Here is a 12,774-nt window from a genome sequence, read left to right on the forward strand (position 1 = left end):
CGCTAGAGCGTCGGCAGTGGTCCCGTGCAGTACGGCTTGCCCTCACGGGTTGTCCGTAAGGCAGCCGACGTCCCCGGCACGGTCCTGACACGACCCCCGCGCTCGCCTCGCACCGCGCACACAGAAGAGGCAGCACCCTGACTACTTTCCGAGAGCTCGGAATCCTTCCCGAGACCGCTGAGGCCCTTGAGGCCGTAGGTATCGTCTCCCCCTTCCCGATCCAGGAGATGACGCTCCCCGTCGCCCTTTCCGGCACGGACGTCATCGGCCAGGCCAAGACCGGCACCGGCAAGACGCTGGGCTTCGGCCTCCCGCTCCTGGAGCGCGTGACCGTCCCCGCCGACGTCGAGGCCGGCCGCGCCAAGCCCGAGCGGCTGACCGACGCCCCGCAGGCGCTCGTCGTGGTCCCCACGCGCGAGCTGTGCACGCAGGTCACGAACGACCTGCTGACCGCGGGCAAGGTGCGCAACGTCCGCGTCCTCGCCATCTACGGCGGCCGGGCCTACGAGCCGCAGGTCGAGGCGCTCCGCAAGGGCGTCGACGTCGTCGTCGGCACCCCGGGCCGCCTGCTGGACCTCGCCGGCCAGAAGAAGCTCGACCTCAAGCACATCAGGTCGCTCGTCCTGGACGAGGCCGACGAGATGCTCGACCTGGGCTTCCTGCCCGACGTCGAGAAGATCATCAACTTCCTGCCGGCCAAGCGTCAGACGATGCTGTTCTCGGCGACCATGCCGGGCGCGGTCATCGGTCTCGCGCGCCGCTACATGTCGCAGCCCACGCACATCCGCGCCACCTCGCCGGACGACGAGGGCGCGACGGTTGCGAACACCAAGCAGTTCATCTACCGCGCGCACAACATGGACAAGCCCGAGCTCGTCGCCCGCATCCTGCAGGCCGAGGGCCGGGGCCCGGTCATGGTCTTCTGCCGTACGAAGCGCACGGCGGCCGACCTCGCCGACCAGCTCCAGCAGCGCGGTTTCGCCTCCGGCGCGGTCCACGGCGACCTCGGCCAGGGCGCCCGCGAGCAGGCGCTGCGCGCGTTCCGCAACGGCAAGGTGGACGTGCTTGTCTGCACCGACGTCGCCGCCCGCGGTATCGACGTCGAGGGCGTCACGCACGTCATCAACTACCAGTCCCCCGAGGACGAGAAGACCTACCTGCACCGCATCGGCCGTACGGGCCGCGCGGGCGCCAAGGGCATCGCGGTCACCCTCGTCGACTGGGACGACATCCCGCGCTGGCAGCTCATCAACAAGGCGCTGGACCTGGGCTTCCCGAACCCGCCGGAGACGTACTCCACCTCCCCGCACTTCTTCGAGGAGATGAACATCCCCGCGGGCACCAAGGGTGTCCTGCCCCGCTCGGAGCGCACGCGCGCCGGGCTGGCCGCGGAGGAGGTCGAGGACCTCGGCGAGACCGGCGGTCGCGGCGGCCCGCGTGGCCGGGGCGGTCGCGATGGCGGTCGTGGCGGCCGAGACGGTGGTCGTGATGGCGGCAGGGGCGGTCGCGACAGCGGCCGTGACAACAGCCGCGACGAGTCCCGTTCCGCCGACACCGAGCGCCCGGCGCGCACCCCGCGCCGCCGCCGTCGGACCCGCAACGGCGCCCCGATGGAAGGGACTTCGGCGGCTACGGCCGTGACGTCGTCCACTCCGGAGGAGACCGCGCTGGCCACCTCCGAGGACACCGCGACCCGCACTCCGCGCCGCCGTCGCCGCACACGCAACGGAGCGGCGGGAGAGCAGCTGCCGGCCACGGCAGTCACCTCCACGCCCGCGTCCGAGGTCGCGGAGAACGCCGTGGCCACGGCCGAGGGTCCGGCGCTGGACGCCCCGACGACGTCAAGCCGTCGGCGTACGCGGAAGTCGGCGGAGCCCGCGGTCGAGGCCGCGGTGGTGACCCCGGTGGCCGAGGCCCCCGTGGTCGAGACTCCGGTCGAGGAGACGAAGCCGCGTCGCCGGACCCGTAAGGCCGTACAGGCCGCGGAGCCGGTCGAGGTCGTGACCCCCGCTGCTGCCGAACCCGCCGCCGTGGCCGCGGTCGACACGGTCGAGGCCGTCGAGGCCAAGCCGCGTCGGACCCGGGCGCGGAAGACCGCGGCTCCGGTCGAAGCGGTCGAGGTCGTCAACACGGTCGAGGCCGTCGAGGAGACCAAGCCGCGTCGCCGTACCGCGACCCGCAAGGCCGTCGCCGGCATCCCCGCGCAGGTGGTCGAGGAGCAGGGCGGTGCCGTGGAGGCCGCGCCCCGTCGTCGTACCCGCAAGGTTGCGGAGCCGGTCGTGGAGGCCGTGGAGACGCCGGTCGTGGCGGAGGCCAAGCCGCGGCGGGCCCGGAAGACCGCGGCTCCGGCCGAGGTCGTCGCCGTGGACACCGCCGAGGCCGTCGAGGCGAAGCCGCGCCGTACGCGCAAGACGGCCGCTGCCGTTGCCGTAGAGGCACCGGCGGAGGTCGCCGAGACCAAGCCGCGCCGCACTCGCAAGGCCGCGGTTGCCGCCGAGACCGCCGTGGACACGGTCGAGGCCGTCGAGAGCAAGCCGCGTCGGACCCGCAAGACGGCCGTTGCCGTCGAGGCACCGGCGGAGGTCGCCGAGGTCAAGCCGCGTCGGACCCGCAAGACCGCGGTTGCCGCTGTGGACACGGCCGAGGCTGTCGAAGCCAAGCCGCGTCGGGTCCGCAAGACGGCCGCGGCAGCCGAGATCCCGGCCCAGGTGGCCGAGGAGGCGGATGTCAAGCCGCGTCGCCGTACGACCCGCAAGGCCGCCGAGGCTCCGGTCACCGTGGAGACGGCGGAGGCGCCCGAGGCGAAGCCGAGGGTGCGCCGGCCGCGCAAGACCGCGGCGACGGCGGCAGCTGAGGCCACCGAAGGCTGACCGACTCAGTAACGCCGATGGCCCGGCCCACGTCACGTGGGTCGGGCCATCGGCGTTCCACCAGCCCGTTAACCCCGGTTACACCCTCCCGTCCCCATTCCGCTCAGTCTCGCCGGTTAACCTCACCCCATGAGCAAGCCGCCCTCCTTCACCCCGCCCCCCGGTGCTCGCGCGTACCAGTTGCGGACCGCTCGCGGTGAGTTCGCCGTCGTGGACTCGCCTGTCGGCGACGGTGTCGAGGCCAAGGGAGTCGCCTTGTTGCTGCCGGGATTCACCGGGAGCAAGGAGGACTTCAACCCCTTGCACGAGGCGTTCGGGGCGCGCGGATACCGGACCGTGGCCGTGGACGGGCGGGGCCAGTACGAGACGGACGGGCCCGCGGACGACGAATCCCCTTACGCCCAGGACGAGTTGGCGCGGGACGTGCTCGCGCTGGCTGAGACCGTGGGCGCGCCGGTGCATCTGCTCGGGCACTCCTTCGGCGGGCAGGTCGCCCGGGCCGCAGTACTGCTCGACCCCGCACCCTTCGTATCGCTGACGCTGATGGCGTCGGGGCCGGCGGAGATCTCGGCCTCCCAGCAACAGCGCGTGAAGCTGTTGCGGGACGCGCTCGCCGTGATGTCGATGGCCGAGGTGTGGGACGCGATCCAGGCGATGGAGGCACCGGAGGAGACCGAGACCGGCGGTGGGCTGGACGAGGGGCTCGACGACCGGGCCGACCTGCGCCGCCGCTGGCTGGGCACCAAGCCGGCCCAACTCCTCGCCGCGGGACGCCAGTTGTGCGTGGAGCCGGACCGGGTGGCCGAACTGGCCGCGGTCCCCCTCCCCGTCCATGTCCTGTCGGGCTCGCGCGACGACACCTGGCCGGTGCCGCTCCTGGACGACATGGCCGTACGGCTGAAGGCGCGGCGGACGGTCATCGCGCGGGCCGAGCACTCACCGAACACGGACCAGCCGACCGCTACGGCCAAGGCCATCGCCGACTTCTGGGACACCCCGAGCCGGTAAAAAAGCGCTAGTACTGCGTCTGCAGGTGCTCCCAGAACCCGTCCCGCAGCGCCCGCCGCAGATCGGCCTGCCCGCGCAGGGAGTACTGCAGCAGCCCTTCCGCCTCGACCAGCAGGTCCTGGTCGACGGACCCCGGCAGATACGGATGCCCGGGCAGCAGCTCGACCAGCGCTTCCCTCCCTCGTGCCGCGAGCCACTTCGCCGCGATCTGCGCGCCCACGAAGCGGACGTCGTCGCGGGTGGGCCGGGTGGCGGCGGCCTCGTAGACGGCGGACGCGCGCCGGGAGACGTACGGCTTGAAGAAGTCGAGGTCGAAGGTGCGCTGGCTGTCGACCTCCCAGAGGAGCGGCTCAGCCTGGTTACGGCCCTCCGGGGCCTCGATGCCCCACAAGTGGACGCGGGCGCCGTACCCTTGGGCCGCCTCGACCGCCGAGACCAGGTCCTCGTCGCCGCCGATGAGGGCCGCGTCGCTGATGGCGCGGTGCCGGGCGAGGGACTCCAGGTCGGAGCGGATGAGTGAATCGACGCCCTTCTGCTGGTTGTTGGCGTTCAGATTGCCCAACCGCACCTTGACGTCCGGGAGTTCGGCGATGGACTGCTGCTCGGAGGTGTGGATGCGGCGCCGGGCGCCGTCGTACCAGTAGACCCGCAGCAGCCGGCTGTCCGCGAAGATCGTGCGGGCCTTGTCGATGAGCGCCTCGATGAGGCCCTCGGTGTCGAGGTCGAAGGTGCGTCGGTCCTCGGTCCCGGAGACGAGGCGGCCCGCGGCTGCATACAAATACCCGGCGTCGACGAAGATCGCATGCGTCGAGGGCGTCTTCGCCACTTCGGCGAGCATGCGCTGCAGCAGCTCGTTCGTGCGGTCGATGCGGGCACTGAGGGCCGCGAGGTCGTCGTTCATCGCTTCCATTGTCCCGGCGGTCACGCTGCGAACACAACCGGTCCCGGTCAGTCTCGCGGCGATCTCTTACCGGTCAGTAATTAGGCGTTCGAAAAATTTCCTTAGCGTAGGGAATGTTTGTAACACGCATCCCGTTGACTACATCAGTAACCAAGTAGTTCTCCTCAGGAGGATGACCAGACGAAGGGAGAAGCCAATGCGCTTCGAAATCATGCGTCTTGACGAGGTCGACGGCACCACCGTGGACAGCACCGTCGTGGACGCCGCCTCCGTCAATCGGATCGTGCAACAGGCCGCCGCCATAGGACAGCGACTGTGGATCCGCCCCGCCGAGACCAAGGCCTCGTAACACTCAAGGCCGCGTAACACCGACGACGTAACGACCACGACCCATACCCGCGACCCTTACGCGGATCGCAACCACACTTCAGAACCCCCGTACGGCACCGACGCCGTACGGGGGTTCTGCGTATATCCGCGTGCGGTGGAGGCCTACGGCGCTCAGCTCGCCCGGATCACCTGGGTGATCCCGTTGATGATCTGCTGCACGGCGATGGCGGAGAGCATCATCCCGGCGAGCCGCGTCACCAGCACCACCCCGCCGTCCTTGATGACCCGGATGATCAGCAGCGAGTAGCGCATCACCAGCCACAGCACGACATGGATGGCGAGGATCGCCGCCCACACCGACACCTGCGTGGCCACACTGTCCGCCTTCTGCACGGCGAGGATGACGGACACGATCGCACCGGGCCCGGCGAGCAGCGGCATGCCCAGCGGTACGAGCGCGACGTTGACGTCCTTGGTCTGCTTGGGCTCATCGGTCTTACCGGTGAGCAGGTCGAGCGCGATGAGCAGGAGCAGCAGCCCGCCCGCGATCATCAGCGCGGGCACGGAGACATGCAGGTAGTCGAGGATCTGGTGCCCGAGCAACCCGAAGACGGTGATCACACCACCCGCGACACACACGGCCTGGAAGGCCATGCGCTTCTGCACCTTGGACGGTCGTCCGGCGGTCAGCGCGAGGAAGATCGGGGTGATCCCAGGGGGGTCCATGATGACAAAAAGGGTCAGGAAGAGGGAGCCGAAAACGGCGACGTCGAACATGGGTGAGCCACGAGCCTTGCAGAGAGATGAGCGGAGGGAGACGTACGGAGTGGTCGGACGAGTTCAGGCTCCGCCGGTCCCCGGCACCGGGAACGCCCCGGTGGCGCGCCGCGTGATCTCGCCGTACACCTCGGGATCGGTCGTGTACTCCCCGAGCTGCACGCTCTTCCGGCTCCCGTGATAGTCACTGGACCCGGTGGCCAGCAGCCCGAGCTCCTTCGCGAGCCCCCGCAACCGCAGCCGCGTCTCCGCGTCGTGATCCATGTGCTCGACCTCGATACCGTCGAGCCCGGCGGCAGCCATCTCGGCAATGGCAGCTTCGGGCACGGTGTGCCCGCGCTTACTGGCGCCAGGGTGCGCGAACACGGTCACGCCCCCCGCGGCCTTCACCAGCCGGATCGCCTCAAAGGGATCGGTCTCGTGCTTGGCCACATGAGCGCGCCCCCCGTCGGCCAGCCACTCGACAGTGAACGCGTCGTTCACCGTGGGCACAACGCCCAACTCGACAAGCGCGGTGGCGACATGAGGCCGCCCGACAGATCCTTCGCCGGCGATCCGGGCAACCTGCTCCCAGGTGACCGGCACCCCCAGCTCCTGAAGCCGCCCCACCATGGCCCGAGCCCGAGGCACCCGATCGTCCCGAACCAGCTCCCGCTCGGCGAGCAGTGCGGGCTCCTCCGGATCGAAGAGATAAGCCAGCATGTGCATGGACACCCCGTCGATCCGACAGGACATCTCGGCCCCGGTGACAAGAGTGAGCCCCGAGGGCAACGCGCCGATCGCCTCGGCATACCCACGACTGGTGTCGTGATCGGTCAACGCGACAACATCCAGCCCAGCAGCGGCGGCGTTCCGCACCAGCTCAGCGGGCGCATCCGTACCGTCAGAGGCCGTGGAGTGGGTGTGCAGATCGATACGCACGCGCAGACTCCAGAGGGTGACGATACGAAAAGGGACCACTCAAGGGTAACGGCAACCCCGGGCCCCTCATGAACACCGCTGAGGGCAACCCCCTAAGGGGCGCGGGGCTGCATCAATTTGCGGCTCCGCCGCGTGGGCGCGACCAGCCACAACGCACCCGCACCCGCACCCGCACCCGCACCCGCCCCACAACCGTCCGATGCACCCCCCTAGGCGCTACGGCTCCAGCAAGCGCGGCGAAAGCGCCCCACACGGCACGAGATCAACCTCAGCCCCCGCATCCCGCAAATCCGTAAGCACCAGCTCGTCATACATCAACAACCCCGACTGCTCAGGCCAGACAACCGCCCACAGCCACAACCCCAACGCCTCGCCGGCGAAAACCGCCCGGTCATCCGGCGCCGTAGAAACATGCCACAACGGCGTAGGCCGCCCCGCGGCGAGCAACTTCGCCTGAGGAGGCTTCTCCACGTTCATGTAAGGCCCAGGATCCGGCCCGTCGATCCCCGCATACCGCGCCCCGAGCCCAACCCCCAGCTCCTCGGCGACAAGGATCAACTCCCCGACCCCTCCAAGGGGCCCCGGCCCGGAACAGGCAACAGCCGTAGCCCGCCCGCCACTACGGTCGTCCCCCGCACAGGCCACGCCGGTGAACAGCCACCCGACGGGCAACGGCCACGGCATCCACACCGGCACGTTCGTCCGATGCACCACGACACTGAGCGCCTCGACGCTGGGCGGGATCACGGGCTGCAGCGGATGCACCGTCCCGTGGACATCGCACTGCCAGGAATCGGCGAAGAGTCCGGGAGCCCTGACCCGGCCACCACACTTCGGGCAACTGGGTTCGCCCCTCATAGGGCCCCACGGTCCTACCCTCACCCGCGCACGTCAAGGACGATCACCCGTCCGGCCGGGACCACTCACGGAGCGAAACCAGGGCCATCCGCCGAGCGAAACTAGATGTAACTTGCATTCATTACCTTGCCTAACTTACTATGTGCATATACCAACTACTTGGGAGGAAGCATGGACGACCCCTTCGACAAGGGAGCCGACACCGGCTCGGGCAGCATCCTGCGGCAGCCCAAGGCGGTCTGGGCCACCGCCGGCGCCTCGGTCGTCGCCTTCATGGGCATCGGACTCGTCGACCCGATCCTGCCGTCGATCGCCAAGGGCCTGGACGCCACGGCGAGCCAGGTCTCCCTGCTCTTCACCTCGTACTTCCTGATCACCGCCATCGCGATGCTGGTGACCGGCTTCGTCTCCAGCCGCATCGGCGGCAAGAAGACCCTGCTGCTCGGCCTCGCCCTCGTCGTGGTCTTCGCGGGCCTCGCCGGCACCTCCGGCTCGGTCGGCGAACTGGTCGGCTTCCGGGCCGGCTGGGGTCTCGGCAACGCGCTCTTCGTGTCGACCGCCCTCGCCGTCATCGTCGGCGCGGCGGCCGGCGGCAGCGCCGCGGCGATCCTGCTCTACGAGTCCGCCCTGGGCCTAGGCATGGCCTGCGGCCCGCTGCTCGGCGCCCTGCTGGGCAACCAGAGCTGGCGCTACCCCTTCTTCGGCACCGCGTTCCTGATGGCGATCGGCTTCCTGTGCATCACGGTGTTCCTGAAGGAACAGCCGAAGCCGGCCCGGAAGACGTCACTGCTCGACCCGATCAAGGCCCTCGGCCACGGCGGTCTGGCCTCAGCCGCCGTCTCGTCCTTCTTCTACAACTACACGTTCTTCACCGTGCTGGCCTTCACCCCGTTCGTGCTGAACATGACCCCGTACAAGTCCGGTGCCGTGTTCTTCGCGTGGGGCGTGCTGCTCGCCGTCTTCTCGGTCTTCGTCGCCCCGCGCCTGCAGGCCCGCTTCGGCTCCCTGAAGGTGCTCGGCGGTTCACTCGTACTGCTCGCCGCCGACGTCCTGGTCCTCGGCTACGGCAGCCACACCACCGCCATCGTCTGCACGATCCTGTCCGGCGCCTTCATCGGCGTGAACAACACCGTCTACACCGAGCTGGCCCTGGGTGTGTCGGACGCGCCGCGCCCGGTGGCGAGCGCGGGCTACAACTTCGTCCGCTGGTTCGCCGCAGCTGCCGCGCCGTTCTTCGCGCCGAAGATCGAGGGGTGGAGCAACATCCACATCCCGTTCGTGGTCGCGGCCGTCACCGCGGCGCTGGGCGCGCTGGTGGTCCTCGTACGACGGAACGCGCTCACGCACGAGGCCGAGGAGCTGGAGCCCAGGCACGCGGTGGAGGACAGTGTCGCGGTGTTCGCCAACTGACGGATTCCGGCCGGGCATTGGTGACATCGGTCACGCGCGTGGCCGGTCAGGAGGTCAGTCCAGCGGGACGGACCTGCGGGAGGGATCCCGGAGGTCCGTCCCGTTCGTCAGCCAGCGTTCCTGGAGGGCCTGGGCGCCGTGGACGCGCTTCCAGGCGGCCTCGTTCGGGGTCATGGGGAGCAGCGGCAGGAAGCGCACCGGGTCGAGAGGTTCGTCGAGTTCCAGGTCCTCGACCAGGCCGCCCGGCTCGGCGACCAGAACCGAGGTGAACGGGGCGCCGGGCCACAGCGGTTCGCCCACGTCGAGCGAGGCACCGGGGGCCACGATCACGCCCTCGACCTGCGGGGACGCGGCGAGCACGGCAAGGGGCCGGAGCACTTTGTCGGTGTCGGCGAGGCCGCCGCGGACGGAGAGGACCAGCTCGGCGCGCGGGCCCGCGACCGGGTCGGCGAGCATCGCCGTGGGGTCGCTCATCGGCTGCGCGGACATGCCGAGGGTGGCGTAGCGGACGACGGTCCCGTCCTGGTTGTCGCCCGGGAAACGCAGGACCTCGACGCGGTCCGTGCCGAGGAAGGTGACCGCGGCGCGGGCGTCCGGATCGCCCAGCGCGGTACGCAACCGTGCCTCGACCAGAGCAAGAACATCAACCATGCGGCGAGCATAGAACTCGTCAGTACCGGGCAAAGCAGCGCCTTGACAGTTCAGTCGGCTGATAGTCTTGGCCGGTCGTTCGGGGCAGCACGCAGAAGCGTCGCGATCAAGTCCCGACGCCGTTGAGACTCCCCCACGGGGGACCGGCCGGAGGAGGTGGGGCTGCAATGGACCGAAGTCGGCCTGGCAGTACCACCCGCTCTTCCGGCCGCTGATGTCGTCGCTCTGGCTCTGCTTCTAGCCTCCAGTCGGCTGCCGCCGCCTCTCGCACTTCTTCACTGTCGCGGAAGAGCACTTCGTTTCTTTTTCCTGATCTGCCTGATCTGTTCGGTGTATCCGATCCGACCGATCTGTCTGTTCCGAAGTCAGTGCCTGTATCAGTAGCGAAGCTCGCCACCGCGACGGTGCGGTGCTCCCCGCTTTGTGGACGTGCCAAACATCCGCACTCAGGACGTCCCCATTCCGGGCAGTTCCAACCGTCGTCGGCGCCTTTCGTTGCTCTTCGCGAAGGAGCCCGCCATGTCGATGATCCGCGACCTGCGTGCCGTGGTCCGCCCGTCCCGTCCCTCCCTGCGCAAGGACAGCGGCGCGTACGACACGACCCGCGACCCCGGCACCCCCTCGGCCGTCGTCGACTGCGCCGTGTACCGCGACGGCGCCCGCATCGACACCGGCAAGCCGCTCACCCCGCACGAGGCGATGCGTCTGGTGCGCCGTGACGGCGGCTTCGTGTGGATCGGCCTGCACGAGCCGACCGAGGCCGAATTCGCCGGTATCGCCCGGGAGTTCGGACTCCACCCGCTCGCCGTCGAGGACGCCGTCCAGGCCCACCAGCGGCCCAAGCTGGAGCGCTACGACGACTCGCTGTTCACCGTCTTCAAGACCATCCACTACGTCGAGCACGACCGACTCACCGCCAACAGCGAGGTAGTCGAGACCGGCGAGGTCATGTGCTTCACCGGGCGGGACTTCTTCATCACCGTCCGGCACGGCGGCCAGGGCTCGCTGCGGGCGCTGCGGCACCGGCTGCAGGACGACCCGGAGCTGCTCGCCCGCGGTCCCTCGGCGGTGCTGCACTCGATCGCCGACCACGTCGTCGACGGCTATGTCGCGGTCGCGGACGCGGTGCAGGACGACATCGACGAGGTCGAGACCGAGGTGTTCACGCCGGGCCGCAAGGGCGGGGTCTCGCGCGGTGTCGACTCGGCGCGGATCTACCAACTCAAGCGCGAGGTACTGGAGTTCAAGCGCGCGGTGTCGCCGCTGCTGCGTCCCATGCAGCTGCTGAGCGAGCGGCCGATGCGGCTGATCGACCCGGACATCCAGAAGTACTTCCGCGATGTCGCCGACCACCTCGCCCGCGTCCACGAGCAGGTCATCGGCTTCGACGAGCTGCTCAACTCGATCCTCCAGGCCAACCTCGCACAGGCGTCCGTCGCCCAGAACGAGGACATGCGGAAGATCACCGCGTGGGCCGCGATCATCGCCGTACCGACAATGGTGACGGGCGTGTACGGCATGAACTTCGAGCACATGCCCGAACTGCACGCGCGGTACGGGTATCCGGCGGTGCTCGCCTTCACCGTGACCGTCTGTCTGGCGATCCACCGAACGCTGAAGCGCAACGGCTGGCTGTGAGCGGCCTGGATAGGCTGAGCCCATGACTAGCAGCGAGCTGCTCGACCAGGCCCTCGTCGAGGAGGCCACGAAGAAGTCCGGCCTCGTCTGGGTCAACGGTCCGGGCGTCCCGGCCCGCGCCCTGTGGCACGTCTGGCACGAGGGCGCGGCCTGCCTGATCGGCGACGGACCGGGCGAGCAGCCGCTGCCGGGGCTGACCGACGGCGGCCCCGCCGAGGTCACGGTCCGCAGCAAGGACAAGGGCGGCCGGCTCGTCTCGTGGACCGCGAAGGTCGTGGAACTGGCCCCGGACTCCGAGGCCTGGACGGCGGCCGTCGCCGAGCTGAAGGGCAAGCGCCTCAACGCCCCCGACGGCGAGGCGATGACGGCCCGCTGGGCCCGCGAGTGCCGGGTACTGCGCCTGGAACCGACGGGAGCGACGGCCGGTCTGCCCGAGGGTTCGCTGGCGGAGCCCCCGCTGCCGACCCCGGCGACGACCCGTCAGCCGGTCCCGGCCGGGTTGCCGCGCCTGCTCCTGAAGAAGAAGCGCAAGCAGCGATAAGTACGTAACTACCGCTAGGAAGACGGCAGTTGCTTGCCGTAGTCGACAGTGTCGTCGCCCGCCGGCTCCTTCACCGTGAAGCTCTTGCCCCAGTCCGAGAAGGTCAGGGTGCCCGCGCCGCCCGCGCGGACCAGCCGGAGCGGATACGGCTTGCCCTCCAGGGACACGTCGAGGGTGCCGCCGGAGCCGTGGTCGCCGGTGATGCGGATCGTCCGGACACCGTTCTGCGCGTGGTGTCCGTCCGTCGCGAGCGAACCGTGCAGGGTCAGCAAGCTGGAGAGGAGGATGTCCTTGTCCGTGAAACCACTGAACTTCTTGTACGAGGGGTCCCCCTGCGGCACCTTCACGTACTTGCCGTGCAGCGAGTCGCCGGCGCCCGAGTCCCCGTTGCTGTTCCAGAAGTCCGCGTCGGCCTTCAGGTACAGCTGCTCGCCGATCCGCAGCAGCCCGAAGGTCGACCCCTTCGAGGTGACCGACCCGCTGCCGCCGTCGGACTTCAGCCGCATGTCGAGCGTGTACGTCAACCCACTCGTGACGACGGTCCCGGACAGCCGTACGGCGTCGGCGGCGCCCGCGGCCGTCACCGACCTGGACTGGATCTTGTCGGCGGCCAGCTTGCCGACCCCGTTGGTCCCCGCGTCCGGGTCCCCGCCGCCGCACCCCGTCAGGGCCACGACACAGACCGCGCCGAGCAGCGCCGCACGACGGTTTCGGACCTGGGGGATCGCAGTCACAGGTGGGGTGCCTTCCGTGCGGCGGGGGCGATGGCGTACGGCAGCGTACCGGGGCCGCGAGGCGTCGGCCGAGCCAGTCCGTCCGGACCGCCCACCAGCGCGGATCACATGGGGACGGGCTAGCCTGAAGCCCGT

At 69.7% G+C, this 12,774-nt stretch carries 12 protein-coding genes; 6 read left to right on the forward strand and 6 right to left on the reverse strand.

Annotation, left to right across the window (positions count from 1 at the left end):
* Positions 1-227: 227 nt before the first annotated feature.
* On the forward strand, positions 228-2,870 hold the full coding sequence (locus tag ACGFY9_RS41975) for a DEAD/DEAH box helicase (protein WP_393763344.1): 2,643 nt from the start codon (positions 228-230) through the stop codon (positions 2,868-2,870).
* A gap of 129 nt (positions 2,871-2,999) precedes the next feature.
* The gene (locus ACGFY9_RS41980) at positions 3,000-3,878 is read left to right on the forward strand and encodes an alpha/beta fold hydrolase (RefSeq protein WP_393763346.1); all 879 of its coding nucleotides are present in this window, start codon (positions 3,000-3,002) and stop codon (positions 3,876-3,878) included.
* 7 nt (positions 3,879-3,885) lie between these two features.
* On the opposite strand, the gene ACGFY9_RS41985 is transcribed toward ACGFY9_RS41980, so the two are convergent.
* Complete coding sequence (locus ACGFY9_RS41985; protein WP_393763348.1) at positions 3,886-4,779, reverse strand: NYN domain-containing protein; 894 nt, start codon at positions 4,777-4,779, stop codon at positions 3,886-3,888.
* A 196-nt stretch (positions 4,780-4,975) separates the two neighbouring features.
* Here ACGFY9_RS41985 and ACGFY9_RS41990 point away from each other — a divergent pair, with 196 nt between their 5' ends.
* Complete coding sequence (locus ACGFY9_RS41990; protein ID WP_019058373.1) at positions 4,976-5,128, forward strand: hypothetical protein; 153 nt, start codon at positions 4,976-4,978, stop codon at positions 5,126-5,128.
* Positions 5,129-5,280: 152 nt separating this feature from the next.
* On the opposite strand, the gene ACGFY9_RS41995 is transcribed toward ACGFY9_RS41990, so the two are convergent.
* The 3 genes from ACGFY9_RS41995 to ACGFY9_RS42005 form a co-directional block, all read right to left on the reverse strand.
* Positions 5,281-5,886: a MarC family protein gene (locus ACGFY9_RS41995; protein WP_393763350.1), complete on the reverse strand. Its 606-nt coding sequence runs from the start codon at positions 5,884-5,886 to the stop codon at positions 5,281-5,283.
* Positions 5,887-5,949: 63 nt separating this feature from the next.
* Positions 5,950-6,807, reverse strand: coding sequence for a PHP domain-containing protein (locus ACGFY9_RS42000; RefSeq protein WP_393763351.1), 858 nt, complete (start codon positions 6,805-6,807; stop codon positions 5,950-5,952).
* Positions 6,808-7,023: 216 nt separating this feature from the next.
* Positions 7,024-7,665, reverse strand: coding sequence for a DUF6758 family protein (locus tag ACGFY9_RS42005; RefSeq protein ID WP_393763353.1), 642 nt, complete (start codon positions 7,663-7,665; stop codon positions 7,024-7,026).
* Positions 7,666-7,836: 171 nt separating this feature from the next.
* On the opposite strand from ACGFY9_RS42005, the gene ACGFY9_RS42010 reads away from it, so the two are divergent.
* Positions 7,837-9,075: an MFS transporter gene (locus tag ACGFY9_RS42010; protein ID WP_393763355.1), complete on the forward strand. Its 1,239-nt coding sequence runs from the start codon at positions 7,837-7,839 to the stop codon at positions 9,073-9,075.
* A gap of 54 nt (positions 9,076-9,129) precedes the next feature.
* Here ACGFY9_RS42010 and ACGFY9_RS42015 read toward each other — a convergent pair whose 3' ends face one another.
* A complete protein-coding gene (locus tag ACGFY9_RS42015; protein ID WP_393763357.1) occupies positions 9,130-9,726 on the reverse strand; it encodes a suppressor of fused domain protein in 597 nt (198 codons plus the stop codon).
* Between the two features lie 519 nt (positions 9,727-10,245).
* On the opposite strand from ACGFY9_RS42015, the gene ACGFY9_RS42020 reads away from it, so the two are divergent.
* Together ACGFY9_RS42020 and ACGFY9_RS42025 are read left to right on the forward strand one after the other, a co-directional pair.
* Positions 10,246-11,364, forward strand: coding sequence for a magnesium and cobalt transport protein CorA (locus tag ACGFY9_RS42020; protein ID WP_393763359.1), 1,119 nt, complete (start codon positions 10,246-10,248; stop codon positions 11,362-11,364).
* A gap of 22 nt (positions 11,365-11,386) precedes the next feature.
* Positions 11,387-11,905, forward strand: coding sequence for a hypothetical protein (locus ACGFY9_RS42025; RefSeq protein ID WP_393763361.1), 519 nt, complete (start codon positions 11,387-11,389; stop codon positions 11,903-11,905).
* Between the two features lie 14 nt (positions 11,906-11,919).
* Here the strand turns inward: ACGFY9_RS42025 and ACGFY9_RS42030 are convergent, their stop codons facing one another.
* Positions 11,920-12,639: a hypothetical protein gene (locus tag ACGFY9_RS42030; RefSeq protein WP_393763363.1), complete on the reverse strand. Its 720-nt coding sequence runs from the start codon at positions 12,637-12,639 to the stop codon at positions 11,920-11,922.
* Positions 12,640-12,774 lie beyond the last annotated feature (135 nt).

This window comes from Streptomyces sp. NPDC048504, from assembly GCF_043200035.1.
Classification (GTDB): domain Bacteria; phylum Actinomycetota; class Actinomycetes; order Streptomycetales; family Streptomycetaceae; genus Streptomyces.

Bases quoted from the DNA above. Each gene is read 5' to 3' on its own strand.
- ACGFY9_RS41975 (WP_393763344.1), top strand. From the start codon at position 228: ATGACGCTCCCCGTCGCCCTTTCCGGCACGGACGTCATCGGCCAGGCC.
- ACGFY9_RS41980 (WP_393763346.1), top strand. From the start codon at position 3,000: ATGAGCAAGCCGCCCTCCTTCACCCCGCCCCCCGGTGCTCGCGCGTAC.
- ACGFY9_RS41985 (WP_393763348.1), bottom strand. From the start codon at position 4,779: ATGAACGACGACCTCGCGGCCCTCAGTGCCCGCATCGACCGCACGAAC.
- ACGFY9_RS41990 (WP_019058373.1), top strand. From the start codon at position 4,976: ATGCGCTTCGAAATCATGCGTCTTGACGAGGTCGACGGCACCACCGTG.
- ACGFY9_RS41995 (WP_393763350.1), bottom strand. From the start codon at position 5,886: ATGTTCGACGTCGCCGTTTTCGGCTCCCTCTTCCTGACCCTTTTTGTC.
- ACGFY9_RS42005 (WP_393763353.1), bottom strand. From the start codon at position 7,665: ATGAGGGGCGAACCCAGTTGCCCGAAGTGTGGTGGCCGGGTCAGGGCT.
- ACGFY9_RS42010 (WP_393763355.1), top strand. From the start codon at position 7,837: ATGGACGACCCCTTCGACAAGGGAGCCGACACCGGCTCGGGCAGCATC.
- ACGFY9_RS42015 (WP_393763357.1), bottom strand. From the start codon at position 9,726: ATGGTTGATGTTCTTGCTCTGGTCGAGGCACGGTTGCGTACCGCGCTG.
- ACGFY9_RS42020 (WP_393763359.1), top strand. From the start codon at position 10,246: ATGTCGATGATCCGCGACCTGCGTGCCGTGGTCCGCCCGTCCCGTCCC.
- ACGFY9_RS42025 (WP_393763361.1), top strand. From the start codon at position 11,387: ATGACTAGCAGCGAGCTGCTCGACCAGGCCCTCGTCGAGGAGGCCACG.